At 67.9% G+C, this 24,128-nt stretch carries 21 protein-coding genes and 2 riboswitches; of the genes, 6 read left to right on the top strand and 15 right to left on the bottom strand.

The genetic code is table 11. The annotated features are described in order from the left end of the window. Positions 1-97 precede the first annotated feature (97 nt). Positions 98-2,050 (bottom strand): transglycosylase SLT domain-containing protein, encoded by a 1,953-nt coding sequence (locus ACREYQ_RS01230; RefSeq protein ID WP_432259005.1) that lies wholly within the window; start codon positions 2,048-2,050, stop codon positions 98-100. A gap of 102 nt (positions 2,051-2,152) precedes the next feature. Between ACREYQ_RS01230 and ACREYQ_RS01225 the strand changes: the two genes are divergently transcribed. After that, complete coding sequence (locus ACREYQ_RS01225; RefSeq protein ID WP_432259004.1) at positions 2,153-2,737, top strand: 5-formyltetrahydrofolate cyclo-ligase; 585 nt, start codon at positions 2,153-2,155, stop codon at positions 2,735-2,737. Here ACREYQ_RS01225 and ACREYQ_RS01220 read toward each other — a convergent pair. The 5 genes from ACREYQ_RS01220 to ahcY form a co-directional block, all read right to left on the bottom strand. Next, positions 2,734-3,483 (bottom strand): Mut7-C RNAse domain-containing protein, encoded by a 750-nt coding sequence (locus tag ACREYQ_RS01220; protein ID WP_432259003.1) that lies wholly within the window; start codon positions 3,481-3,483, stop codon positions 2,734-2,736. The two genes, ACREYQ_RS01225 and ACREYQ_RS01220, sit on opposite strands and share 4 nt — an antisense overlap. A gap of 222 nt (positions 3,484-3,705) precedes the next feature. Further along, positions 3,706-5,094 carry an IS4 family transposase gene (locus ACREYQ_RS01215; RefSeq protein ID WP_432257562.1) on the bottom strand — a complete coding sequence of 463 codons (1,389 nt, stop codon included), beginning with the start codon at positions 5,092-5,094 and terminating at the stop codon, positions 3,706-3,708. 169 nt (positions 5,095-5,263) lie between these two features. Beyond that, on the bottom strand, positions 5,264-6,094 hold the full coding sequence (gene metF / locus ACREYQ_RS01210) for a methylenetetrahydrofolate reductase [NAD(P)H] (protein ID WP_432259002.1): 831 nt from the start codon (positions 6,092-6,094) through the stop codon (positions 5,264-5,266). Between the two features lie 61 nt (positions 6,095-6,155). Then, the gene (locus ACREYQ_RS01205; RefSeq protein WP_432259001.1) at positions 6,156-6,506 is read right to left on the bottom strand and encodes a phage holin family protein; all 351 of its coding nucleotides are present in this window, start codon (positions 6,504-6,506) and stop codon (positions 6,156-6,158) included. Positions 6,507-6,576: 70 nt separating this feature from the next. Then, positions 6,577-7,995 carry an adenosylhomocysteinase gene (gene ahcY / locus ACREYQ_RS01200; RefSeq protein WP_432259000.1) on the bottom strand — a complete coding sequence of 473 codons (1,419 nt, stop codon included), beginning with the start codon at positions 7,993-7,995 and terminating at the stop codon, positions 6,577-6,579. Positions 7,996-8,116: 121 nt separating this feature from the next. Then, positions 8,117-8,232, bottom strand: a riboswitch (S-adenosyl-L-homocysteine riboswitch). Positions 8,233-8,290: 58 nt separating this feature from the next. Here ahcY and thiD point away from each other — a divergent pair. Then, positions 8,291-9,118, top strand: a complete 828-nt coding sequence (gene thiD, locus ACREYQ_RS01195; RefSeq protein ID WP_432258999.1) for a bifunctional hydroxymethylpyrimidine kinase/phosphomethylpyrimidine kinase — start codon at positions 8,291-8,293, stop codon at positions 9,116-9,118. 5 nt (positions 9,119-9,123) lie between these two features. Then, a complete protein-coding gene (locus ACREYQ_RS01190; RefSeq protein ID WP_432258998.1) occupies positions 9,124-9,558 on the top strand; it encodes a PGDYG domain-containing protein in 435 nt (144 codons plus the stop codon). Between the two features lie 21 nt (positions 9,559-9,579). Here ACREYQ_RS01190 and ACREYQ_RS01185 read toward each other — a convergent pair whose 3' ends face one another. The 6 genes from ACREYQ_RS01185 to thiC all read right to left on the bottom strand — a co-directional run bounded on the left by ACREYQ_RS01185 (position 9,580) and on the right by thiC (position 15,736). Continuing rightward, positions 9,580-10,032 (bottom strand): PaaI family thioesterase, encoded by a 453-nt coding sequence (locus tag ACREYQ_RS01185; RefSeq protein WP_432258997.1) that lies wholly within the window; start codon positions 10,030-10,032, stop codon positions 9,580-9,582. A gap of 310 nt (positions 10,033-10,342) precedes the next feature. Next, the gene (locus tag ACREYQ_RS01180; protein WP_432258996.1) at positions 10,343-11,479 is read right to left on the bottom strand and encodes a thiamine phosphate synthase; all 1,137 of its coding nucleotides are present in this window, start codon (positions 11,477-11,479) and stop codon (positions 10,343-10,345) included. After that, positions 11,476-12,312: a thiazole synthase gene (locus ACREYQ_RS01175; RefSeq protein WP_432258995.1), complete on the bottom strand. Its 837-nt coding sequence runs from the start codon at positions 12,310-12,312 to the stop codon at positions 11,476-11,478. The genes ACREYQ_RS01180 and ACREYQ_RS01175 overlap by 4 nt, the downstream gene beginning before the upstream one ends. A 3-nt stretch (positions 12,313-12,315) precedes the next feature. Next, complete coding sequence (thiS, locus tag ACREYQ_RS01170; protein ID WP_432260333.1) at positions 12,316-12,513, bottom strand: sulfur carrier protein ThiS; 198 nt, start codon at positions 12,511-12,513, stop codon at positions 12,316-12,318. 12 nt (positions 12,514-12,525) lie between these two features. Continuing rightward, complete coding sequence (locus ACREYQ_RS01165) at positions 12,526-13,719, bottom strand: FAD-dependent oxidoreductase (protein WP_432258994.1); 1,194 nt, start codon at positions 13,717-13,719, stop codon at positions 12,526-12,528. Between the two features lie 136 nt (positions 13,720-13,855). After that, complete coding sequence (thiC, locus tag ACREYQ_RS01160; protein WP_432258993.1) at positions 13,856-15,736, bottom strand: phosphomethylpyrimidine synthase ThiC; 1,881 nt, start codon at positions 15,734-15,736, stop codon at positions 13,856-13,858. Positions 15,737-15,837: 101 nt separating this feature from the next. Next, positions 15,838-15,939: riboswitch (TPP riboswitch) on the bottom strand. Between the two features lie 200 nt (positions 15,940-16,139). Here thiC and ACREYQ_RS01155 point away from each other — a divergent pair. After that, complete coding sequence (locus ACREYQ_RS01155) at positions 16,140-17,801, top strand: acyl-CoA dehydrogenase family protein (RefSeq protein WP_432258992.1); 1,662 nt, start codon at positions 16,140-16,142, stop codon at positions 17,799-17,801. Positions 17,802-17,816: 15 nt separating this feature from the next. On the opposite strand, the gene ACREYQ_RS01150 is transcribed toward ACREYQ_RS01155, so the two are convergent. The 3 genes from ACREYQ_RS01150 to metK form a co-directional block, all read right to left on the bottom strand. Beyond that, positions 17,817-19,496 carry a GMC family oxidoreductase gene (locus ACREYQ_RS01150; RefSeq protein ID WP_432258991.1) on the bottom strand — a complete coding sequence of 560 codons (1,680 nt, stop codon included), beginning with the start codon at positions 19,494-19,496 and terminating at the stop codon, positions 17,817-17,819. A gap of 198 nt (positions 19,497-19,694) precedes the next feature. After that, complete coding sequence (locus ACREYQ_RS01145; protein WP_432258990.1) at positions 19,695-20,639, bottom strand: Kdo hydroxylase family protein; 945 nt, start codon at positions 20,637-20,639, stop codon at positions 19,695-19,697. A 202-nt stretch (positions 20,640-20,841) separates the two neighbouring features. Beyond that, positions 20,842-22,005: a methionine adenosyltransferase gene (gene metK, locus ACREYQ_RS01140; protein WP_432258989.1), complete on the bottom strand. Its 1,164-nt coding sequence runs from the start codon at positions 22,003-22,005 to the stop codon at positions 20,842-20,844. A gap of 333 nt (positions 22,006-22,338) precedes the next feature. On the opposite strand from metK, the gene ACREYQ_RS01135 reads away from it, so the two are divergent. Together ACREYQ_RS01135 and ACREYQ_RS01130 are read left to right on the top strand one after the other, a co-directional pair. Beyond that, positions 22,339-23,226 (top strand): lysophospholipid acyltransferase family protein, encoded by an 888-nt coding sequence (locus ACREYQ_RS01135; protein ID WP_432258988.1) that lies wholly within the window; start codon positions 22,339-22,341, stop codon positions 23,224-23,226. Continuing rightward, positions 23,223-24,116, top strand: coding sequence for a lipid A biosynthesis lauroyl acyltransferase (locus ACREYQ_RS01130; RefSeq protein ID WP_432258987.1), 894 nt, complete (start codon positions 23,223-23,225; stop codon positions 24,114-24,116). Before ACREYQ_RS01135 ends, ACREYQ_RS01130 begins: the two co-directional genes overlap by 4 nt. Positions 24,117-24,128: the final 12 nt, after the last annotated feature.

The following is a 24,128-nucleotide window of genomic DNA, read 5'->3' as shown; positions in this document are numbered from 1 at the left end:
CGTGCCACGAACACTGCACGTCACGGCACCCCGCGCCAGCCCGGGCCCGCCGGATGCTCCCGGCAGGGCCCGTCTTGCCCCTCTGGAAGGGGCGATTTCAGGGCAGGCTGGTGGTGGTCACCGCCGACGGTGCGACCATGCCCAGGCGCGATTTCAGCGACTGCGGCCGGCCACTTACCAATGCAGCATAGTACGTGGCGTTGGAAAGCACATTCTTCACATAGCCGCGCGTTTCATTGAACGGGATGGTCTCTGCAAAGATCGCGCCCTCCACCGGCCGCGACAGGGTGCTGCGCCAGGCCTTGGGCCGGCCCGGGCCGGCGTTGTAAGCCGCCGACGCCAGCGTCGACGAGCTGTCCAGGTCGGTCAGCACCATGCTCAGGTAGTTGGTGCCGAGCACGATGTTGATATTGGGATCGCCCATCATCGACGGCGCAAAGTCGGCCATGCCGATCTTGCGCGCCACGTACTTCGCCGTGGCCGGCATCACCTGCATCAGGCCATGGGCCCCGGCCGACGAACGCGCATTCATGAGAAAGCGCGATTCCTGGCGGATCAGGCCGTACACCCATGCCATGTCCAGGCCGACATCGTCGGTGGCGCGCTGCATGATGTCGCGGTACGGCATCAGGAAGCGCAGCGTGAAATCATGCTCGTTGCGGGTGCGGTCGGCGGAGTTGACGGTGCGGTCCAGCAGCTCCAGGCGGCGTGCATATTCGGCCGCGGCCAGCAGCTCGCGATCGCTCATATTGCGCAGTTCCCAGTTCCACTCGCGGTTGCCCTCGAAGCGCAGGTTCATGGCATAGAACTTCTGCGCCCGCTGAAAACCGGCGCGCGAACGCATGGCCATGGCCTCGGCGTCGCTGACGGTGGTGCGCGCCGGCAGCGTGATGCGGTTGCCAAGCTCCTCGCTGGCCAGCTGGCCGTAGAAATTGAACTGGCCGGCAATCTGCTGGAAGTTCTGCTGGGCCTCGGTATCGCGGCCGTCGACCTTGAGCGCGCGGCCATACCAGTAGAGCCAGGCCGGATCCTTGGCGCGCAGTTCAGGACGCATCAGTTCGACTGCCTGGCGCACCTGCTTCCAGTCGCCCTGGCGCAGCGCGGCGCGCACGCGCCATTCCTGGGTGTCGTCGGACAGCCACTGGTTGCCGCCCAGGTCCATCTGGCGGCGGTAGTAGCCGGCCGCCTCGGGCAGCAGCTTCTTGGCCGCGTACTGGCCGATCACGCCCCAGGCCGCGCCCTGCTCGTCGCGCGACAGCTGGCCCTGGGCCGTGCCGAGGTAGGCCACCGCCTGCGACGGGTCGTTGCGCGCCATCTTGACGACGGTGGCAAGCGTATCGCCGTCCACGCGCGCGTCAGGCAGCAGCGCGGCGATCTTGCCGGCCAGCGTGAGGTAATTCTGCTCCAGCGCCAGGCGCGCCTGGAAGGCAACATCGCTGCGCTGGATCTGCTGGCTTTGCGCCAGGTAGCCGATCAGGTCGACGCAGCCTTCGCCGTAGTACCTGGGGTCGCTCAGCACATTGCGCGCATCGGCGGCCACGTTCTGGCCCTTGAGCGCGCGCGACAGCAGTGCATAGCACTCGACCTGGGTATCGTCCTTGAGCACGAACTGCGGGTATTCGGCATCGAAATTGGCCCAGTCGCGCTTCTTGCCCAGCACCAGCAGCCAGTCATTGCGCATGCGGTCGGCAATGGCGTCGCCCTTGTAGCGCTGCAGGAAGGCGCGCACCTGGTCGTCGGGCGCATCGATGCGCGCCAGGCCGCTGGCGTCGAACAGCTGCGGCTTGATGCGGAAGTACTCGACATAGGACGGCACCGGGTAGTCCACCAGCGTGGCCGAGATCGCGTTGGCACGCTCCACGTCGTTCTTGCGCGCGGCCTCGCGCAACGCGGCGAAGGCCTCGTCGGGATCGCTCGGGATCATCGCCGCCTGCGGGCGCGACACCGCCTGCGGGCGCTTCTGCGCGTGGACAGGCGTGACAAGCAGTGCACATGCCAGCGCCATCCAGGCGGCCCGGCCGGCACGCTGCAGATATACTCCCTTCAGCATTCTTCTTCCTTGTCGATGACGGCGGCGCTGGCGCTTGCAACCTGTGCCCAGCCGCGGCTCCGCCGTCCGTGTTGGTTCGGACGAGGGTCATTATCCCACGCCATGTCTTCTACACCCGCCACCGCACCGCCTGCCCCTGCCGACAACGGCCGCCGCGCACTGCGCACGCAGTTGCTGGCGCAACGCGCCGCCCTGCCCGCGCGTGCCGAAGCCGACGCGCGCATCGCCGCGTCGCTGTCCGAGTTGCTTGCCAGCCTGGCCGTGCGCTGCCTGGGCTTCTACTGGCCGATCCAGCAGGAATTCGACGCGCGCGGCGCGGTGGCGCAATGGCTTGCCGGCGTGCCCGGCCGCCATGCCGCGCTGCCCGCGGTCAGCCGCCCGGGCGCGCCGCTGGATTTCCACCTGTGGACCCCGGACACGCCCATGGCCACCGGCCACTACGGCATCCCGGTGCCCGACGGCACCGAAGCCGCGACGCCCGATGCGCTGCTCATACCCTGTGTCGGTTTCAGCCCGGACAAGTTCCGCCTGGGCTACGGCGGCGGCTTCTATGACCGCACCCTGGCGGCGCTGGCCCAGCGGCCGGTGGCGATCGGCATTGGCTATGAGACCTGCCGCATCGCGCTGGAAGCACAGGCGCACGACATCGCGATGGACTGGATCGTGACGGAGTCGGGGGCGTTCTAGCCGGGCGCCGCCTGCACCAGCTCGTCCACCAGCGCGCGCATGCAGCGCCAGTGCGAGCCTTCCCAGAACACGCGCCGGCACTGGTCGCAGGTGACAAAGCTGCGGTGGCGCTCGAGCACGCCTTCCGGCACGCGCCCCGCCGCGCTCGCCGCATCCAGCGCCCGCAGCGGCGCATTGCAGTCCAGGCATAGCGAAAACGGCCGCGCGCTGCGCGCCAGGTCCAGCCGCGCAAAGATCTCGCGCACCTGCAGTTGCGACTTGATCGCCCGCACATAGCAGCCGTGGGTGATGCCGCGGCGCTTGAGCAGCTCGCGGTCGCGCGTCAGCACGATGCGGCCCTCGTCGACGGCAATGCGCTCGATCTCGCTGTCTTCGAAATGGTTGTCGTAGAGGGTGTCGAAGCCGGTCATGCGCAGCAGGTGCGCCAGCCCGCCCAGGTGGGCGTCGGCGACAAAGTGCATCACCCGCAGCGGCTGCCCGCGTACCCGCAGCAGCGGGGACACGTCGAGCCGTTCGAACTTGGGATAGACCGAGACCCGGTCGCCATCGCGCAGCCGCCGCTCGAAGCCGGACGACTCGCCATTGACCAGGATCAGTTCGACTTCGGTATGCGGCACGCCCAGCGCCTCGATCATGTGCTTGACCGTGGCGGCGCGCGCGCAGGCGCAGGACAGGTCACGCCGGCGCTGGTCCGGCGCGAGGAAGTCGTTCAGTTCCTCGTAGAAGCGGAAGGTGGCGGTGATCATGGTGGCGAGTATGGCACCGAGGCGTGCGCAGCACCACAAAAGCCTGCAGCAGGCTCCCCTCTCCCGCCTGCGGGAGAGGGGTGGGGGTGAGGGCAGGAGTGTCAAAGGCCGAGACCGGTGGGTTAACGCCGTTGGCTCCGCCTGATGGGATTCCTAGCTAAACCACCCCTCACCCCGGCCCTCTCCCCGTGAGGCTTGCCTTTACCCACAACTTCCGGCGGCTTACTCGTTTTTCTGGAAGATCCGATACATTTCGGTGATTTCGTGCAAAACGAGGAAGCCGCGCCAGAGGACAGTAGCACCGGGGGGATCGTCGTTTTTGCGACCCAGGTAGCCACCGAGCTTGGCGATCCAAAGGACCGTTTCGCTGAGTTTGGGTGCCTGCTCCGGTGGCTTGGTTGTGCCGTGCGTGCGGCAGTACAAGGCCTGCCATTCGAGCGACTGCAATAGCACCGAGCAAGGGATATCGGCTTCAAGCCGGCCGAGCATGGTCGCGTACATGATGCGCCAGCCGATCACGGCGAACAGCGCCGTGGCGCGCAGGAACCGCTCCAGCGTCCCGAACTGCCGAGCCTCGATCTGGCAGCCACTTTTCAGGACACGATGCCAGGATTCAATGGTCCAGCGCCGGGCATACCAGCTCAGCCGTTCCAGCACATCTTCCAGCGTTTGGGTGGGCATCGAACTGAGCAACATCCATTCGAGCGGCTCAACACCTTCGGGCGGATCGATTTCCAGTGCGTGAATGGCAAACACTTCGAGGCTTGGTAGGGCCTCTGCACCGCGGCTGCGCGGCGGTCGCAGTTGGACGGGCACACAGCGCAAAGCCAGTCGGGCGCTACGCGCTTGCCTGGCGCCACTCCTGGGCACGTGCAGGACGGTCTCCCCGAGTACGGGGGCCGCAGCAACCGTCTCCCACAGATACTTCTCTGGGTGATCCACGCCCCGATTCCAGGCGGCCCGCACCAACCAGTCCACCCCCGCTGGGCGCTGCGCCAGGAACACGTCGTACACATCGCCCTCGCGATCGCTGACGGCAACAAGGTGCGTGTCCGGACACTGCATCTTGAGCGGCTCAAGGCATTCCAGCCCCTCCAGCCACTTCACGCTTTCCTTGTCACGAATGGACAGCGCCCGGCGCTGCCTGGCCTTGCCCGATGCTTGCGGCGCACGCACCCACGTCTTCATGCTCAACACGCCCAGTGGCAGGCCCTCAGGCGTCACCGCCAGCACGCTGTGCAACATGAATCCGCGCAAATTGCCGCCCGTGCCGTGACCAAGTCCCTCAGTCGCGGGCAAATTTGCCAGATTGAATTCCGTGGTGTCCTGCACCGCCAATACGACAGGTACCTGCTGCATGCGACCCACGGTTTGAACGACGTGGCTCGCCAGTATTCCGTCCGGGTCGACCGCCTCATTATCAAAGAAGCGATATGCCGCCTTGAGTTGGGCACCACTCAAGGCCTGCGGGAACGAAACATGGGCTTTTTGCGCTAGTCCGCGCGCCAATGCCACAAGGCGCTGCGTGCGACGTGCATCGCCCAACTGAGCGCCACCGAATTCGTCGCTGGCCCAGTCTTCCAGATCTTCCGTATCAGACAAAATTGCCACCACTGATTGTCAACTTCCCCGAAGTTAACACCGTCCAATCCCGTTTACAACCTTTCCTATCGAGATGTGGGTAAAGACAAGCCGTGAGGGGAGAGGGAGAACACCTTGCTTTGGCAAGCTCGGGCGGCTTTGGAGCACCCGAAACCGCTCGCCTCTTCAGCGGCGCCTCTTACAGCTTCAGGCGCTGCCAGATCGCCTTGGTGGCGCCGGCGGCGTTGAGCGTGTAGAAATGCAGGCCCGGCACACCCGCGGCGAGCAGGCGCTCGCACAGCGCGGTGACCACGTCCAGGCCAAAGGCGCGGATGGATTCGCGGTCGTCACCGAAGCTCTCCAGCCGCTTGGCCACCCAGCGCGGCACTTCGGCGCCGCACATCTCGGAGAAGCGCATCAGCTGCGAATAGTTGGTGATCGGCATGATGCCCGGCACGATCGGCACCTCCACGCCCAGCGCGCGCACGTCGTCGACAAAGCGGAAGTAGGCGTCGGCGTTGTAGAAGTACTGGGTGATGGCGGAATCGGCGCCGGCCTTGACCTTGCGCACGAAGTTGTCCAGGTCGTGGCGCGGGGACCTGGCCTGCGGGTGGTACTCGGGGTAGGCCGCGACTTCGATATTGAACCAGTCGCCAGTTTCGGCCCGGATGAACTCGACCAGTTCGTTGGCGTAGCGGAACTCGCCGATCTCGCCCATGCCCGAGGGCATGTCGCCACGCAGCGCGACGATATGGCGGATACCGCCGTCGCGGTACTGCTGCAGGACGGCGCGGATGCTCTCGCGCGACGAGCCCACGCACGACAGGTGCGGCGCGGCCTCGATGCCTTCGCGCTGGATTTCCAGCACCGCGTCCAGCGTGCCCTGCTGCGTGGTGCCGCCGGCGCCGAACGTCACCGAGATGTACTTGGGCTTGAGCGGGGCCAGCTGCGCACGCGTGTTGCGCAGTTTCTCCGTGCCCTCCGCCGTCTTGGGCGGGAAGAATTCAAAGCTGAAGTAGCGGTCTTGCATGATGGTGGCGCGCCGCGTTGGCGCGGCGCGCGAGATGGGATCCGTGGTGAAGCGACCGGCTTCAGGCGGTGCGTTCGCCCAGCAGCAGGCTGGCCAGCAGCCACGAGATCACGCTGTACAGGATGGAGCCCAGCAGGGCCGCCCAGAAGCCGACGACGGTAAAGCCCGACAGCAGGTTGCCGACGAACAGGAACAGCAGCGCGTTGATGACGAAGATAAACAGCCCCAGCGTCAGCAGCGTGACCGGCAGCGTCAGGATCACCAGGATCGGACGGATCAGCGTATTGACCAGGCCCAGCACCAGCGCCGCCAGCATCGCCGAGCCGAAGCTCTTGATGTGGATCGACGGGACGAGGTACGGCAGCACGAACAACGCAACGGCGTTGATGACCCAGACGACCAGTAGTCTCATGACGGTTCCTTGAATGTGGTTTCCCCCTCTCCCGCAAGCGGGAGAGGACAGTCCTGCTTTCCCGCGCGGATCAGTAGCGGTAGTGGTCGGCCTTGTACGGGCCTTCCTTCTTCACGCCGATATACGCGGCCTGCTGTTCGGTCAGCTCGGTCAGCTGCGCGTTCAGCTTGCGCAGCTGCAGGCGTGCCACCTTCTCGTCCAGGTGCTTGGGCAGGGTGTAGACGCCGACCGGGTACTTGCCGCTGTCGCGTTCCTGCCAGAGTTCGATCTGGGCGATGGTCTGGTTGGCGAACGAGCTGCTCATCACGTACGACGGGTGGCCGGTGGCGCAGCCCAGGTTCACCAGGCGGCCCTTGGCCAGGATGATCAGCTTCTTGCCATCCGGGAACTTCACATGGTCGACCTGCGGCTTGATCTCGTCCCACTCGTACTTCTCGATCGAGGCGATGTCGATCTCGTTGTCGAAGTGGCCGATATTGCAGACGATGGCCTGGTCCTTCATCTTTGCCATGTGCTCATGGGTGATGACATGGTAGTTGCCGGTGCAGGTGACGAAAATATCGCCATGCTCGGCGGCGTAGTCCATGGTCACCACGCGGTAGCCTTCCATCGCGGCCTGCAGCGCGCAGATCGGGTCGATCTCGGTCACCCACACTTGCGCCGACAGCGCGCGCAGCGCCTGCGCGCTGCCCTTGCCCACGTCGCCGTAGCCCGCCACGATGGCGACCTTGCCGGCGATCATCACGTCGGTGGCGCGCTTGATGCCGTCCACCAGCGACTCGCGGCAGCCGTACAGGTTGTCGAACTTGCTCTTGGTCACCGAGTCGTTGACGTTGATGGCCGGAAAACGGAGCTCACCCTTTTGAGCCATCTGGTACAGGCGGTGCACGCCAGTGGTGGTTTCCTCGGTCACGCCGCGGATGGCTGCCAGGTTGCGGCTGTACCAGCCCGGGTCCTTGGCCAGCTTTTCCTTGATGGCGGCGAACAGGTAGGTTTCTTCCTCGCTGCCCGGCCTGGCGATGAGCGCAGCGTCCTTCTCGGCGCGCGCGCCCAGGTGCAGCAGCAGCGTGGCGTCGCCGCCGTCGTCCAGGATCATGTTGGGGGTGCCGCCGTCCGCCCAGTCGAAGATGCGGTGCGTGAAGTCCCAGTATTCCTTCAGGGATTCGCCCTTGAAGGCGAACACGGGCGTGCCGCCGGCGGCGATCGCGGCGGCAGCGTGGTCCTGGGTCGAGTAGATGTTGCACGAGGCCCAGCGCACGTCGGCGCCCAGTGCCTCCAGCGTCTCGATCAGCACGGCGGTCTGGATCGTCATGTGCAGCGAGCCGGCGATGCGCGCGCCCTTGAGCGGCTGCGCGGCGGCAAATTCGTCGCGGATCGCCATCAGGCCGGGCATTTCGGTCTCGGCAATGGCGATTTCCTTGCGGCCCCAGCCGGCCAGCTTGATGTCGGCGACGAGGTAGTCTTGCTTCAGGTCGGTCACAGCGTTCATGTTTCACTCCCGGTGAAGAGTGGCACGCAGATGACGAGTGCGGGAATCTGGCAGCGGTGGCATGGCCCGGGGGCACATGCAAAGCACGCGGATAGGTCGACTCGCCTCCGTGCGGACCACGGATCAGCGAGCGCCGTTGAAGACAGTCCGAGCCTGGCGGATGGCAGGGGGCGGCTGTGCCGCCGGCCGCGCGATGTGCTTCGCGGGCCTCCATCCGTTGCAACGCTCCTCGGAGTGGCGGTATTGTAGCGTGCCCGGGCGCCTTGCGCACCGGATCGCTCCGATTCCCAAACAGATGAACCCAACGCCACCTCGCACCCTGACCATCGCCGGCTCCGATTCCGGCGGCGGCGCCGGCATCCAGGCCGACCTGAAGACTTTTTCCGCGCTGGGCTGCTTCGGCATGAGCGCCATCACCGCGATCACCGCGCAGAACACGCTGGGCGTGACCGGCGTGCACGCCATTCCGGCCGAGATGGTGACCGCGCAGATCGATGCCGTGGCCGGTGATATCGGCGTGGACGCGGCCAAGACCGGCATGCTGGGCACCGCCGCCATCGTCGAGGCCGTGGCCGCGGCGGCCGACCGGCACGGCATCCGCAAGCTGGTGGTGGACCCGGTGATGATCTCGACCTCGGGTGCGACGCTGTCCGATGACGCCACCTCACAGGCCATGGTGCGGCTGCTGTTCCCGCGCGCGCTGCTGGTCACCCCCAACCTGCCGGAAGCCTCATACCTGCTGGGACGCAGGATCGCGCGCCGCGCCGGGATGGAGCAGGCCGCCGCCGACCTGATCGCCATGGGCTGCCCCGCCGTGCTGCTCAAGGGCGGCCACCTTGAAGACGACACCGGTGCCGGCGGCCTGGACGACCTGCTGATGCTGGCCGACGGCAGCGTGCGCGTGTTCACGCACCCGCGCGTCGACACCCGCAACCTGCACGGCACCGGCTGCACGCTGGCCGCCGCGATTGCCGCGCAGCTGGCGCGCGGCGATACGGTGGAGGCAGCCGTGGGCACCGCGCTGGACTATGTGGCACAGGCCATCGCGGCGGGCGCGGGGCTGCGGCTGGGCGCCGGCAACGGGCCGCTGAACCATTTTTTCGCGCCGCGCGCGCTGGGGTGACGGACATGACGATGCTGGCCGATATCGACCTGCGCGGCGACCCGGCTGCCGCGTTCTACCTCAAGCATGAAATCGTCGACGTGGTGTTCGCCACCGGGCCCGGCGAGCTGATCAGCCGGGAGGGGCCCAACCGCTACCAGCGTGGCGATGCGCTGGTCACCAGCCGCGGCGGCGACCGCTGGTGCGTGTCGCGCGACCGCTTCGACCCCAAGTACGAGGCAGTGCCGCCGCTGGCGCACGGCCAGGACGGCGCCTACCGCAACAAGCCGATCCCGGTACTGGCACGCGAGATGCACGAGACCTTCAGCATCGCGCGCAGCGCCGGCGGCGACGTGCTGCACGGCAAGCCGGGCGACTGGCTGATGCAATACGCGCCCGGCGACTATGGCATCACCGAGCGCGCGCGCTTCGAGCAGGTGTACCGGCCGCTGCAGGACTGAGCGGCCCGGCCAACGCCGGGATCAGTTGCCGCCGGCGGACAGCGGCACCAACTTGAACGCGGCCCGCGCCACGCACACCACGGTGCCGGCCGCATCCTTGACCTCGCCCTCGCAGAATGCAATGCGCGCGCCACGGCGCAGGCAACGCGCCTCCAGCGTCAGCTCGCCGCGCGCGGCCGCCAGGAAATGCGTGGACATGTCGATGGTGATCACGCCCGTTTCCAGCGGCGCATGCGAGCGCGCGGCGCCGCTCAGCGTGAAGTCCAGCGTCGCCATCAGCGTGCCGCCATGCACATCGCCGCGGCTGTTCACCAGCGACGGATGCGCCGGCAAGCGCGTGCGGCACAGTCCTTCCTCGATATGCACCGGCTGCAGGCCAAAATAGCGCATCAGCGGAATGTCGATGCCGAAGTAGGGCTTCTCCGGCGTGCCGGGTGCGGCGGGGATGATTTCGGGGACGGGCTGGAAGGACATGATGGGGGGATGCTGGGTGGATTGGCGGGGAATACTGCCCAACATCATAGCGACGGGGTCCGATTCGGTTCCCGCGGCTGGGCGAATGTCGCACAAATCTTGGCTATGCAAGCCTGCCGCAGCCAACGCCGTGCGAACCAGGCTCCCCTCTCCCGCGAAGTGGGAGAGGGGTGGGGGTGAGGGCGGGAGCCTCGACGAAGTACGGCCTGTCGGTATGCCGGCGCCTGCCCTCACCCCCTGCCCCGCAGGCGGGAGAGGGGAGCAAACCGTCGGGTCGGTTCAGTGAACCTGTCGCATGGCAATCCGCCGCTCAGCCGGCCGGAAACAAACTGACCAGGCGGGCCACCGCGGCTGGCACGTCGCCTGCCTCGGTCACCGCGCGCACCACGGCGGCACTGCCGACGCCGACGGCCAGCACCTCGCGCATATTGGCGGCGTTGACGCCGCCGATGCCCACCAGCGACGGGATCACCGGCTGCATCAGCTTCACATAGGCGCGGAAACGGCCCATGCCCTGCGGCTGGGTCGGCATCACCTTGGTGGTGGTCGGGAAGATCGCGCCCAGCGCCAGGTAGCTGGGGCGGATCGCGGCCACCCGCACCATTTCAGCATAGCCGTGGGTGGAAACACCCAGCCGCAGCCCCGACGCGCGGATCGCATCGAGGTCGGCATCGTCCAGGTCTTCCTGGCCGAGGTGGATGCCGTAGATGCCGCTCTGCTCGCCGCCGGTGGCGGCGCGGTGATCGATCGCGGCCTGCCAGTGGTCGTTGATGAACAGGCGCGAAGACGAGCCCTGCATGGCCTTCGCCGCGCGTGCGATCTCGGCGCGCACCGCGGCCGGGTCGTCGGACTTGAAGCGCAACTGCACGGTCGGCACGTTCAGCGGCGCCAGGCGCTCGATCCATTCGGCGCTCGGCACCACCACATACAGGCCCAGCGCGGGGCACGGCGCGAACGGCGCCGCGGCCTGCTCGGGCGCCACCAGCGCGGCGTGCCGCACGTGCGGGAAGCGCGCGAAGTCGGACGGCCAGTCGGCCGAGCCGGGCTCCCAGGCGCGTGCCAGGCACAGCGCGTCGTGCGCGGGGAAATGCAGCGACAGGCAGGCCAGCAGCACCGCGACAAAGGCGGGCGAATGCGGCTGGTCGGTGTCGGCGGCCACGGAGAAGACCCACGTGCCCATTGGCGAGCGCACGGTGTCGATCCACCGGCCGCCCTCGCGGTCGGTCTCGATCAGCGTGGCGCCCGCGGCGGCAACGCGCGCGATCACGGCTTCGTCGGCTTCGCCGTCGGAAAGCAGTACATCGTGGGCGCCGGGTTGCGCCGGCGCGTCCGCCAGGCGCCAGGCCTGCCACGGCTTGTCATCGACGCCAAAGGTCTCGCCATAATGTTCCAGCACCGCCTGGCGCAGCGGGCCGTCGCTGGCGGCATGCACCGCGCGGCGGGTCATGCGCGCTGCTCCGTGTTGTCGGCGTGCCAGAACGGCATGCCGACGACAGGCGTGCTGGCCTGCGCGACCTCGCGCTCGGGCATCGGCCCGGCCAGGTAGGCGGTGCGGCCGGCTTCCACGGCCTGCGCAAAGGCGCGTGCCATGTTGACCGGGTAAGCAGCCTGCGCCACCGCGGTGTTGAGCAGCACGCCGTCGTAGCCCCACTCCAGCACCTGCGCCGCGTGCGACGGCAGGCCCAGGCCGGCATCAACGATCAGCGGCGTGTCGGGCAGGCGTTCGCGCAGCACGCGCATGGCGTGCGGGTTGACCGCGCCGCGGCCGGTGCCGATCGGGGCGGCCCACGGCATCAGCGCCTGGCAGCCCACGTCGAGCAGGCGGCGGCACAGCACCAGGTCCTCGGTGCAGTACGGCAGCACCTTGAAGCCTTCCTTGATCAGGGTCTCGGCCACGGCCGGGAGGTTCAGCGTATCGGGCTGCAGCGTGTAGTCGTCGCCGATCAGCTCGAGCTTGATCCACGGCGTTTCGAAGACCTCGCGCGCCATCATCGCGGTGGTGATCACCTCCTGCGCGGTAAAGCAGCCGGCGGTATTGGGCAGCACCGGCACGTCCATGGCCCTGAGCATCTGCCAGAAGGCCTGGCCGCCCTCGCCATCGCCGACCGCGCCCTGGCGGCGCAGCGCGACGGTGATCATGGCGGGCTTCGAGGCCTGCACGGCCGCCTCCAGCGTGGCCGGGGACGGGTAGCGCGCGGTGCCCAGCAGCAGGCGCGAGCCGAACGACTCGCCATACAGCACGAACGGGTCGCGCAAGGTTTCGGAGGGTTCGAAGGTCATGGGTCAGCCTCCCGTCACGGGTTGCACGAGGTCGATGCGGTCGCCGGCCGCAAGGGGGGTGTTGGCGTGGGCGCCGCGCGGCACGAACTGGCCGTTGACCGCCGCGGCAAAGGGGGGCGCGATCTGCGCCGCGCTCACCGCGTCCGCCAGCGTGGCGGAATCGGCAAGGGCGAGCGGTCGGCCGTTGAGCAGGATATCCATGTCGTTCATGCGTTAGTGCAGCAGCCCGCCAGGCGCGGCCATGGCTGTGGTGGCGGGCGCATCGGTCACGGCTTCGATCATGCCGGGCCAGCGCAGCGCGGCCGGCACCGCGTGGGCCGCGGGATCGCCCTTGAGCAGCGCGCCCACCACCGCGCAGGCGGCCTCGGTCACCGCCGGCGCGATCAGGAAGCCATGCCGGTACAGCCCGTTGACGCGCACCACGCGCGCACGCTGGTCCACGCGGATCGCGGGCAGGTGGTCGGGGCGCGTCGGACGGCGCTGCACGTTCAGTTCCAGCACGCGCGCCTCGCCAAAGGCGGGATGCAGCGAATGCGCCGCCGACAGCAGCTCCAGCGCGGAGCGCACGCTCATCGGCGACTCGTCCTCGCTTTCCAGCTCGGTGGCGCCGATCACGTACAGGTCGTTGGGCTTGGGCGCGATATAGATCGGATAGCGCGGATGCAGCAGCCGCACCGGCCGGTGCAGCTTGACGTCGGGGGCATGCACACGCACCACTTCGCCGCGCAGGCCACGCAGCCCCGGCTGAGTGCCGCCCGGTTGCGCCGGCCATGCGCTGCGCGCACCCAGGCCGCGGCAGTCCAGCACCACGTCGGCGCGGATGCCCAGCGCGAGCAGCGAGCCGGCATCGACTTCGCCAGCCTCCCAGACGCAATGCACGCCTCCGCTGACCGCGCACGACAGCAGCGCGCGCAGCGCGCCGCGGTTGTCGAGCTGGCCTTCGCCGGCCAGCAGCAGGCCTTGCGGGAACCGGCCCGAGAGCGCGGGCTCGACCTCGCCCACGCCCTTGGCGTCAAGCGGGCGCAGCCGCTGCGCCACCAGTTCCGGCGGCGCCACGGCACGCACCCGGCTGGTGAACAGCGACATCTCTGCCCGGTCGCGCGCATGCCAGACCACCAGCGTGCCGTCTTCCTGGAAGAAGACCGGCTCCGCCAACTCGGCCAGCCACGCGCGCCACAGGTCGACGCTGGCAATGCCCAGGTCGACGATGCGGCGCTCGGCAATGGCCGACTCGGCCAGCGGCGCCAGCATGGCGGCGGCCACATAGGCGGCCGAGCCCGCGCCGTCCGGGCCGGCCCGCTCCACCAGCGCCACGCGGGCGCCGCTGCGGACCAGTTGCCAGGCGGCCAGGCGGCCGGCAAGACCGGCCCCGAGGATGGCGACGTCAAACGACTGCACTGCTGTCATGAGGGGTGTTGTGCCGGACGCGCCATGCGGCCGCGTCCGGCCTCCTATGTCGGTGCCGCCGCGCGGGGCGCTGCGCGGCGGCGGATCATGCGCGGGCATGGGTTGCGAAGCCACGCCCGTACTGCCTGTCACTGCCTTACGAGTAGATCTTGCTGCCCTTCTTCAGGAACTCGATCGACTTCTCTTCCATGCCCTGCTGCGCTTCCTTGGGCAGCGATGCCGCATAGTCGCGCACTTCCTGCGTGATCTTCATCGAGCAGAACTTCGGTCCGCACATCGAGCAGAAGTGGGCGATCTTGGCCCCTTCGGCCGGCAGCGTGGCATCGTGGTACGAACGCGCGCGTTCCGGATCGAGGCCCAGGTTGAACTGGTCTTCCCAGCGGAACTCGAATCGTGCCTTGGACAGCGCATTGTCGCGCAGCTGCGCGCCCGGCCAGCCCTTGGCAAGATCCGCAGCGTGGGCGGCGATCTTGTAGGTGATGATGCCTTCGCGCACGTCTTCCTTGTCCGGCAGTCCCAGGTGCTCCTTGGGCGTGACGTAGCAAAGCATGGCGGTGCCCATCCAGCCGATATTGGCCGCGCCGATGCCGCTGGTGATGTGGTCGTAGCCGGGAGCGATGTCCGTCACCAGCGGTCCGAGCGTGTAGAACGGTGCCTCGTAGCAATGCTTGAGTTCTTCGTCCATGTTGGCCTGGATGCGCTGCAGCGGCACGTGGCCCGGGCCTTCGATCATCACCTGCACGTCGTGCTGCCACGCCTTGGCGGTCAGTTCGCCCAAAGTGCGCAGTTCGCCGAACTGGGCGTCGTCGTTGGAGTCCGCGATGCAGCCCGGACGCAGGCCGTCGCCGAGGCTGAACGACACGTCATAGGCCTTCATGATTTCGCAGATCTCGTCGAAGTGCGTGTACAGGAAGTTTTCCTTGTGGTGCGCCAGGCACCACTTGGCCATGATCGAACCGCCGCGCGAGACGATGCCCGTGACACGGTCGGCGGTCAGCGGAACATAGCGCAGCAGCACGCCGGCGTGGATGGTGAAGTAGTCGACGCCCTGCTCGGCCTGCTCGATCAGCGTGTCGCGGAACATCTCCCAGGTCAGGTCCTCGGCGATGCCGCCGGTCTTGTCCAGCGCCTGGTAGATCGGCACCGTGCCGATGGGCACCGGCGAGTTGCGCAGGATCCATTCGCGGGTTTCGTGGATGTGCTTGCCGGTGGACAGGTCCATGATGGTGTCGGCGCCCCAGCGGATCGACCACACCATCTTTTCCACTTCCTCGGCCAGCGACGAGGTCACCGCCGAGTTGCCCAGGTTGCCGTTGATCTTGACGCGGAAATTGCGCCCGATCGCCATCGGCTCCAGCTCAGTGTGGTTGATGTTGGCGGGGATGATGGCGCGGCCCGAGGCAATCTCCTGGCGCACGAATTCCGGCGTGATGTCTTCCGGACGCAGCGGCAGGCCGGCGCCGAGCGCGTTGCCGGGGTGCTGGCGCAGCAGCGCCTTGTATTCGGGCTTGTCGTACAGCGCCTGCAGGTTCAGCGATTCGCGCAGGGCCACATATTCCATTTCCGGCGTGATGATGCCGCGGCGCGCATAGTGCATCTGCGACACATTGGCGCCGGCCTTGGCGCGGCGCGGGTTGGTCAGCTGGGCAAAGCGCAGGTGCGCGGTGGCGGGGTCGTTGGCACGGTCGCGGCCGTATTCCGACGACAGGCCGGACAGCATTTCAGTATCGCCGCGCTCTTCGATCCACTTGGCGCGCAGCGCCGGCAGGCCGGCCTTCAGGTCGATATGCACGTCCGGGTCGCTGTAAGGACCCGAGGTGTCGTACACCGGGATCGGCGGGTTGGACATCTCGCCCTTGTCGGTACGCGTCGACGTCTGCAGGATGGTGCGCAGCGGTACGCGGATATCCGGGCGGCTGCCGGTCAGGTAGGTCTTGCTGGAAGCCGGATAGGCGAATTTCTGGTCGAGGTCGCTTTCAAGCGATTCGAAGGATGCAGCGGGGGCAGTACGGGCCATGGGTGTCGTCCTCTCTCTTGCGGGGGTGGACGAAACCAGGAGCCTTGTGAGCGCTGCCTGGGGCCTGAAGCCTGGGGCGGCGAGTCCCGGAGGGACTGGAGACTTGGTCTTGTGAAACTTCCCACGCCGGTACTAGCCGGATCGGGTTCGAAGGGACTCTCTCAGCCGCACGGCCCATCCGTACGGCACCCCTGTTTCATCCAACGGGGTGAATTTAAGCACAAGGTGCCGGTGGGCGCCAGTGCCAGTTCCCTGCCGATTGTGGTGCCACAGCTGTGCGGAAAGGTATCGAATCGCCCATGCTGCGCCGCAAAATCGCCCGCAAGGGGACCACCGTGCACTCAAACACCGGCTACGTGATCTACCATGCAAGCAACCGGCAAGCACCGATCCAGGAGACATCATGACCGACGCCGCCACGCACCGCGTCTTCAACCAGGTGCCGGATCTCGCGCACTACAACCTGTTTGGCTGCGACCGCGCCGTGCGCGCCGCGCTGGAACGCCTCGGCGGCGGCTGGCATGCCGACGCGCTCGGACAGTTCGGCGCGCGGCTGGGCGAGCCTGAAGTGCAGCAGTGGGCAGCCGACGCCAACCACTTTACGCCCGAGCTGCACACCCACAGCCGCACCGGCGAGCGCATCGACGTGGTGGACTTTCACCCGAGCTGGCACGCGCTGCTCGGCCTGTTGCGCAGCCAGCAGCTGCAGGCCATGCCCTTCGCGCAGCCGCGCGCGGGCGCATGGGCGGCGCGCACGGCCGGGTATTTCCTGCAGGCACAGGTGGAGTCCGGCTCGCTGTGCCCGCCGACCATGACCTTTGCCAGCATCCCCGTGCTGCGCAAGGAAGCGGCGCTGTTTGCCGAGCTGGAACCGCGCCTGTATGCCACCGAGCATGATGCGCGCGACCTGCCGTGGCGCAGCAAGACCGCGATCATGATCGGCATGGGCATGACCGAGAAGCAGGGCGGATCGGACGTGCGCGCCAACACCACCGTGGCGCGCGCGGTGCGCGGCGAAGGCCGCGGCGCGGAATATGCGCTGACCGGCCACAAGTGGTTCTTCTCCGCGCCGATGTGCGATGCGCACCTGGTGGTCGCGCGCATGGGCGCCGAAGACGGCCCGCTGTCGTGCTTCTTCGTGCCGCGCTTTCGCGACGACGGCAGCAGGAACGCAGTGCAGATCCAGCGCCTGAAGGACAAGCTCGGCAACCGCTCCAACGCCAGCAGCGAGGTCGAGTTCCGCGATGCCACCGGCATCCTGATCGGCGAGGAAGGCCGCGGCATCCCCACCATCATCGAGATGGCCACCAGCACCCGGCTCGACTGCGTGATCGGCAGCGCCGCGATCCTGCGCGCGGCCTTCGTGCAGGCGCTGCACCATACGCGCCACCGCAGCGCCTTCGGGCGCCTGCTGGCCGACCAGCCACTGATGCGCAATGTGCTGGCCGACCTGGCGCTGGAATCCGAAGCGGCCACGCTGCTGATGATGGAACTGGGCCACGCCTTCGAGCATGCCGAGGACGATCCGCTCGCGGCGGCCTGGAAGCGCGTGGTCACGCCCGCGGCCAAGTTCTGGGTCTGCAAGCGCACGCTGGAAGCCACCGGCGAAGCGATGGAAGTCTGGGGCGGCAACGGCTACGTCGAAGAAGGCCCGATGGCGCGGCTGTACCGCGAGGCGCCGGTCAATTCGATCTGGGAAGGCTCGGGCAACATCATGTGCCTGGACGTGCTGCGCGCGATCCAGCGCAATCCGGACGATGCCGCACGCTTGCTGCAGGACCTGTCGCGCCGCGCCGGCGGCCATCCCGCGGTGCGCGCGGAACTGGCCTCGCTGCAGGCATTGCTGCGCGAGCCCCCCGAACTGCTGGAAGCCAACGCGCGCCGCTTTGCGCAGGGACTGGTGCTGACCGCGCAGGCCGCGCTGATGCTGGCGCATGCCGATACCGAGAGTGCGGAGCTGTTCGTCGCCAGCCGGCTGGGGCGGCAGCATGGGCGCGTCTTCGGCACGCTGGATGCGGATGCCGATGTGCTCAAGCGGGTGTTCTCGCGCGGCTTCGAAGGCTAGGGCTCACACCTCCCGTCAAGCCTCCATCGATTCCAGCACCCGCAGCATCACGCGCGGCGCATAGCGGATCAGGTCGTGCGCGCGCTCGCCGATCATGATCGCGGGTGCATTGGTGTTGCCGCCGATCAGGGTTGGCATCACTGACGCGTCGACCACGCGCAAGCCCTCCACGCCGCGCACGCGCAGCTGCGGGTCCACCACCGCCATCGCATCCATGCCCATGCGGCAGGTGCCGACCGGGTCATAGATGGTATCGGCGTGCTCGCGGATCAGCTCGCGCACGGCGGCATCGTCGCTGCCGTCGGCGCGCAGGCCGGCCGAATAGAGCTCGCGCCCGCCAAAGCATGCCAGTTGCGGCTGCGACAGGATGCTGCGCACGATGCGCACACCGGCCACCAGATCGTCCAGGTCGCGGCCATCGCTCAGGTACTTCGGATCGATCAGCGGCACACGCCCGATATCGGCCGAGGCCAGCCGCACCTCGCCACGGCTGCGCGGGCGCAGCAGGCAGACATGGCATCCATAGCCGTGGCCGAAGTTCAGCCGGCGCATGTGGTCGTCTGCCATCCCGACCACAAAATGCAGCTGCAGGTCAGGCTCGGGCAGCTCCGGCCGGCTGCGCAGGAAGCCGCCCGCCTCGGCAAAGTTGCTCGACAGCATACCGGTGCGCTCGCGCCGGTAGCGCAGCATTTCGGACACCAGCCGCGCCAGGCCGCCGAACGACACCCCGAACAGCTCGGGCACGGCGGTGCGCTTGTGCAGCACGATGTCTAGATGGTCCTGCAGGTTGGCGCCCACGCCGGGCAAGTCGTGCACCACGCCGATACCGTGTTCGCGCAACTGCGCGGCGGGGCCGACCCCCGAAACCATCAGCAGCTGCGGCGAGCCGAACGTGCCCGCGCACACGATCACGTCGCGGCGCGCGCGCAGCAGCTGCTGGCGGCCGTCCCGCACCACCAGCACACCGGCGGCGTGGCGGCCTTCGAAGACGATGCGCAGCGCCTGCGTATCGGTCAGCACGTGCAGCCGCGCGCGGCCGCCGTTGCAGGCGCGGTCGCGCGCATTGCCGCCGTGCAGGTAGGCGCGCGCGGCATTCCAGCGCTCGCCCGCGTGCTGCGTGACCTGGTACCAGCCCACGCCCTCCTGCTCTTCGCCGTTGAAGTCTTCGTTGCGCGGAAAGCCCGCCTGGTGCGCGGCCTCGATAAAGCGTTCGGCAAAGGGGTTGGGGGTGCGCAGGCCGCAGACATGGAGCGGACCATTTCCGCCATGCAGCGGATCCTCGTCGCTGCCCGCCAGGCGCTCATTGCATTCCGCGCGGCGGAAATAAGGCAGCACGTCGTCCCACGCCCAGCCGTCGCAGCCGGCGTCGGCCCAGGCGTCGTAGTCGGCGGGCCGGCCGCGGGTGTAGATCATGGCGTTGATCGAAGAACTGCCGCCCAGCCCGCGCCCGCGCGGCTGGTAGCCGCGGCGGCCGTTCAGGCCCGGCTGCGGCACCGTCTGGAAGCCATAGTTGCGGGCCCCGGCACGCGGCAGCATCGCGGCCATCCCGGCGGGTGTGCGTACCAGCACATGGTGATCGTGGTGCCCGGCCTCGACCAGCGCGATGGCGTCGTCGCCGCTGTCGGCAAGCCGCCCCGCCAGCGCACAGCCCGCCGAGCCCGCACCGACGATGACGTAGTCATAGGTGGTTTCCATCTGTCTCCCCGCGAGTCCGCAGGCGGCGCGCATGCGTGAGCCGGGCTGCGCCGGTGCGCCCGCCCTTGTCCGTCCAGCGGATGGCAAGCCGTGAGATTCAGTGTAGACGTTAGCCGCAGGGGTGGAGAAGGACGGCGGCAAGGGACGTGCGCGAGCCGCCGGCCACGGGCAGGCGGGCTTGGATAGCTTCTGCGCTGATCAGGAAACCAGCATCGGCCGCCCGAGCATGCGCGACAGCACTGCCTCGGGCGAGTGGGTGTGGTCGGAAATCGCCTGCGGCGCCAGGTAGATGGTCTGCTCCATCATCGCGCGCCCGCGCATGGCTGCGTGCAGCAGCTGGTCGCTGAAGACGATCCAGGTCGAGCCGGGCGGGAACTGGAATTCCTGCTGCGGCACGTTGGCCTGGTAGTCCAGGTCGGCCTTGGCCAGGTCATGCAGCTGCAGCATGCGGTGGTCGTATTCCGAGCGCTTGCGCTTGGTGATATGCAGCAGCTTCATCAGCGACGCCTGCCCCGGCCACATGCCATGGGTCTTGGGCACGAACTTCCGCGCAAAATCGCCGAACGGCTCGCCCACGCGCCACACGCGCGGCGCGGCCGGGTCGATATTGTGGAACACGCGCAACAGGCGCTTGCCCAGCATCGGGTTGGACGGGAACGAGTCCACGTGCAGGCGGGTGTCGTCCTTGCGCCAGCTGACCGGGCGCCCGGCGATCTCGCTGGGCCGCAGCGACGTGCCGGCGCGCGTCATGTGCGGGGTATATTCCGGGAACAGCGTGCTCACCAGCGCCTCGCTGTTGTCGGCGTAGCGGCGGATCAGCGTGTACAGGTCCGCCAGGTCCTGCGGGCTGCCCTGCGCACCGCGCACCGCGGTGTCGTCGGCGCGCAGGTTGATGTTCTTGGACTTGCCGTCCGAATAGCGACTGTCCAGGAAGCGCTCTTCGCCCGGCTGGAAGCGGAAATTCAGGTTCGGGAAGTACAGCACGGCGCCCTGCTCCAGCTCGCGGCGCAGCGTGGCGCGCTCTTCCGCCGTGACCTGGGGGGCCCACTCGGTATAAGGCTGCGGACGGATCAGGTTGAGCTGACCGGCGGCAGCGTGCGGCTGAATTGAGGTCGACGGGGCAAGGACAGGCGCTTCGGACATGGCATCCTCTGGAAACGGTCACCAGTGTTTGGGGTCGGCCGCCGGCGTGGCGGCTGGGAATGGCGGGATTTTACTCCCTGCCGCCAGCCGTGGCGCCGGCGTCACGCGGCGACTGGACCAGGATCAAACCGGCGTGAAAAAACCCCGCGGGCCCTTGCGGGCCGGCGGGGCTTGCCGTCAGTGCTGCTGGCCCGGGTGGCGCTTACAGGCCGGCCGCGGCACGCAGGGCGGCCGCCTTGTCGGTGGCTTCCCACGAGAACTCCGGCTCTTCGCGGCCGAAATGGCCGTAGGCGGCGGTCTTCTCGTAGATCGGGCGCAGCAGGTCCAGCATCTGCACGATGCCCTTCGGGCGCAGGTCGAAATGCTCCTGCACCAGTTCGGCGATCTTGGCGTCGGGAATCTTGCCGGTGCCTTCGGTGTAGACCGTCACGTTGATCGGGCGGGCCACGCCGATGGCATAGCTGACCTGCACCTGGCACTGGCGCGCCAGGCCCGAAGCCACCACGTTCTTGGCCACGTAGCGCGCGGCGTAGGCGGCCGAGCGGTCGACCTTGGACGGGTCCTTGCCCGAGAACGCGCCGCCGCCGTGGGGCGAGGCGCCGCCGTAGGTGTCGACGATGATCTTGCGCCCGGTCAGGCCGCAGTCGCCCTGCGGGCCGCCGATCACGAAGCGCCCGGTCGGGTTCACCAGGTACTTGGTTTCCTTGAGCATCCCGGCCGGCAGCACCGGTTTGATGATCTCCTCGATCACGGCTTCGCGGATCTGGGCCTGGGTGATGTCGGGCGAATGCTGGGTCGACAGCACCACGGTGTCAACGCTGTGCGGCTTGCCGTCGACATAACGCACCGTAACCTGCGACTTGGCGTCCGGGCGCAGCCAGGGCAGGCGGCCGTCGCGGCGCAGCAGCGACTGGCGCTCGACCAGGCGGTGGGCGTAATAGATCGGGAACGGCATCAGTTCCGGGGTCTCGTCGCAGGCATAGCCGAACATCAGGCCCTGGTCGCCGGCACCCTGGTTCAGGTAGTCGTCTGAGGCGCGGTCCACGCCCTGGGCGATGTCGGGCGACTGCTTGTCATAGGCCACCAGCACGGCGCAGCCCTTGTAGTCGATGCCGTATTCGGTGTTGTCGTATCCGATGCGCTTGATGGTGTCGCGCGCGATCTGGATATAGTCGACATTGGCGGTCGTGGTGATTTCCCCGGCCAGCACCACCAGACCGGTGTTGCAAAGCGTCTCAGCTGCCACACGCGCATACTTGTCCTGCGCCAGGATGGCGTCCAGGACGGCGTCGGAAATCTGGTCGGCGACCTTGTCGGGATGGCCTTCGGAGACGGATTCCGAAGTAAAAAGGAAGTCGTTTGCCACGAACTTATTCTCCAGGTTGGCTATTGCGTGCCAGCCTGTTCGGGTTCATGGCGGCGACGCTTTAGCGGTATTTCAGGCAGCCCGGTTTGAGCCGCATCGCCCCGCAAGTTGTCAGTTAACTCGGCGATACACGCTATTATACGCGCCTGCCGGCTTCGTTGCAGCGCGCCAATGGCGCGGTACAACACTTGCCGGCACGCCGGGGCGCTGTGCCCGTGCTGGTCCCTGTTGACGGCACGCGGCGTGCGGAACTGAATGCCTCCATCGAAAAAAACGCCTCCTTGCGCGTCTGTTCCCGGCACGGACCCGCGACAGACCTGTTTTTCGCGCCTGATGACCTTTTTGTTCTGGCTGATCTCCCGTTTCCCCCTGCGGCTGCTGCAAGCCGTGGGCGGCGCCCTCGGCCTGCTGATCGCACGTCTGCCGGGCCGCTATGGCCAGCGCCTGCGGGACAACTTCCGCCTGGCGTTCCCTGATGCCACGGAGGCGATGATCGACGAAGCCGCCCGCTCGACCGGGCGCATGATCATCGAGATGCCCTACTTCTGGAGCCGCAGCAGGATCGGCGCGAAGCTCTACGGCTTTGACGACTACCTGTGGCCAGAGCTCGGGAAGCTGCAGGCGCGCGGCAAGGGCATCATCATCCTGACCCCGCACCTGGGCTGCTTTGAAGTGCTGCCGCAATCCCACGCACTGCATCGCCCGGTCACCGCGCTGTTCAAGCCGCCGCACCAGCCCTGGCTGCGCGAGTGGATCGAGAAAATGCGCACCCGCCCCAATATGCATATGGCGCCGGCCACGCCGCGCGGCGTGCGCATGCTGGTGAAGGCGCTCAAGCGCGGCCAGGCGGTGGGCATCCTGCCCGACCAGGTGCCCAGCGGCGGCGAAGGCAGCTGGGCGCCGTTCTTCGGCAAGCCCGCCTATACCATGGCGCTGGTGCACCGGCTGCAGCAGCTGACCGGCGCGCCGGTGGTGGCGGTCTTTGCCGAGCGCCTGCCGCGCGGCGCCGGCTATCGCGGCCACCTGCGCGTGATCAACGGCGGCGGCATGCTGCCGGACGATCCTGCCACCGCCGCGGCGGCCATCAACCGGACCATCGAGGAACTGGTAAGCCTGTCCCCCACCCAGTACCTGTGGGGCTACAACCGCTACAAGCAACCCGCCGGAGCAGGCACCCCGGGCAACGATACCGAGCCGGCCACTGATCAATCGATTTCATGAGCCGTATGTTCACGTGGCTCGGCATCGGCCTGCTGACGGTGCTGGGCAAACTGCCGTACCCCTTCGTCGCGCGCTTCGGCGAGGCGCTGGGCGGCCTGCTGTACCGTTTGCCCAGCGAGCGGCGCCGCGTGGTGCAGGCCAACTTGCGCCTGTGCTTCCCGGAGCGCACCGAGGCCGAGATCGACGCGCTGTCGCGCCAGAGCTTCCGCATCCTGTTCCGCAGCTTTGCCGAGCGCGGCATCTTCTGGACCGGCAGCGAGGCACAGATGCGCCGCTGGGTGCAGATCGACGACCAGGCCGACCTGGTGGCACTGGATGGCACCCCGCATATCCTGGTGACGCTGCACCTGTCGGGCGTGGAAGCCGGCGCGATCCGCCTCACCATCCACCTGCGCGAGCATGTCGGCCGCTCCGGCGCCTCGCTCTACACCACACAGAAGAACGCCCTCTTCGACGGCTTCCTCAAGCACGCCCGCGGGCGTTTCGGCGCCAACATGATCTCGCGCAACGACAGCGCGCGCGACATCCTGCGCGGCCTGAAGAAGGGCGAGGCGATGCAGCTGATCGCCGACATGGACTTCGGCGAGCGCGATTCGGAGTTCGTGCCGTTCTTCGGCGCGCAGGCGCTGACGCTGACGTCGGTATCGCGGCTGGCGCGGCTGACCGGGGCCAGGGTGGTGCCGATCTACACCGAAATGCTGCCCGACTACCAGGGCTATGTGCTGCGCGTGCTGCCGGCCTGGGAGCACTACCCGGGCGCGAGCGTGACGGAAGACACGCGCCGCATGAATGCCTTTTTCGAGGACTGCATCCGCCCGCGCGTGCCCGAGTACTACTGGGTGCACAAGCGCTTCAAGAACCGCATGCCGGGCGAGCCCGCGATCTACTGAGCGCGCCAGGCA

This window comes from Cupriavidus sp. TMH.W2 (genome assembly GCF_050847365.1).
Classification (GTDB): domain Bacteria; phylum Pseudomonadota; class Gammaproteobacteria; order Burkholderiales; family Burkholderiaceae; genus Cupriavidus.
This window is presented reverse-complemented; position numbering and strand designations above follow the sequence as displayed.

Coding starts and splice junctions, on each gene's coding strand:
- ACREYQ_RS01230 (WP_432259005.1), bottom strand. CDS start 2,050: ATGCTGAAGGGAGTATATCTGCAGCGTGCCGGCCGGGCCGCCTGGATG.
- ACREYQ_RS01225 (WP_432259004.1), top strand. CDS start 2,153: ATGTCTTCTACACCCGCCACCGCACCGCCTGCCCCTGCCGACAACGGC.
- ACREYQ_RS01220 (WP_432259003.1), bottom strand. CDS start 3,483: ATGATCACCGCCACCTTCCGCTTCTACGAGGAACTGAACGACTTCCTC.
- metF (WP_432259002.1), bottom strand. CDS start 6,094: ATGCAAGACCGCTACTTCAGCTTTGAATTCTTCCCGCCCAAGACGGCG.
- ACREYQ_RS01205 (WP_432259001.1), bottom strand. CDS start 6,506: ATGAGACTACTGGTCGTCTGGGTCATCAACGCCGTTGCGTTGTTCGTG.
- ahcY (WP_432259000.1), bottom strand. CDS start 7,995: ATGAACGCTGTGACCGACCTGAAGCAAGACTACCTCGTCGCCGACATC.
- thiD (WP_432258999.1), top strand. CDS start 8,291: ATGAACCCAACGCCACCTCGCACCCTGACCATCGCCGGCTCCGATTCC.
- ACREYQ_RS01190 (WP_432258998.1), top strand. CDS start 9,124: ATGACGATGCTGGCCGATATCGACCTGCGCGGCGACCCGGCTGCCGCG.
- ACREYQ_RS01185 (WP_432258997.1), bottom strand. CDS start 10,032: ATGTCCTTCCAGCCCGTCCCCGAAATCATCCCCGCCGCACCCGGCACG.
- ACREYQ_RS01180 (WP_432258996.1), bottom strand. CDS start 11,479: ATGACCCGCCGCGCGGTGCATGCCGCCAGCGACGGCCCGCTGCGCCAG.
- ACREYQ_RS01175 (WP_432258995.1), bottom strand. CDS start 12,312: ATGACCTTCGAACCCTCCGAAACCTTGCGCGACCCGTTCGTGCTGTAT.
- thiS (WP_432260333.1), bottom strand. CDS start 12,513: ATGGATATCCTGCTCAACGGCCGACCGCTCGCCCTTGCCGATTCCGCC.
- ACREYQ_RS01165 (WP_432258994.1), bottom strand. CDS start 13,719: ATGACAGCAGTGCAGTCGTTTGACGTCGCCATCCTCGGGGCCGGTCTT.
- thiC (WP_432258993.1), bottom strand. CDS start 15,736: ATGGCCCGTACTGCCCCCGCTGCATCCTTCGAATCGCTTGAAAGCGAC.
- ACREYQ_RS01155 (WP_432258992.1), top strand. CDS start 16,140: ATGACCGACGCCGCCACGCACCGCGTCTTCAACCAGGTGCCGGATCTC.
- ACREYQ_RS01150 (WP_432258991.1), bottom strand. CDS start 19,496: ATGGAAACCACCTATGACTACGTCATCGTCGGTGCGGGCTCGGCGGGC.
- ACREYQ_RS01145 (WP_432258990.1), bottom strand. CDS start 20,639: ATGTCCGAAGCGCCTGTCCTTGCCCCGTCGACCTCAATTCAGCCGCAC.
- ACREYQ_RS01135 (WP_432258988.1), top strand. CDS start 22,339: ATGACCTTTTTGTTCTGGCTGATCTCCCGTTTCCCCCTGCGGCTGCTG.
- ACREYQ_RS01130 (WP_432258987.1), top strand. CDS start 23,223: ATGAGCCGTATGTTCACGTGGCTCGGCATCGGCCTGCTGACGGTGCTG.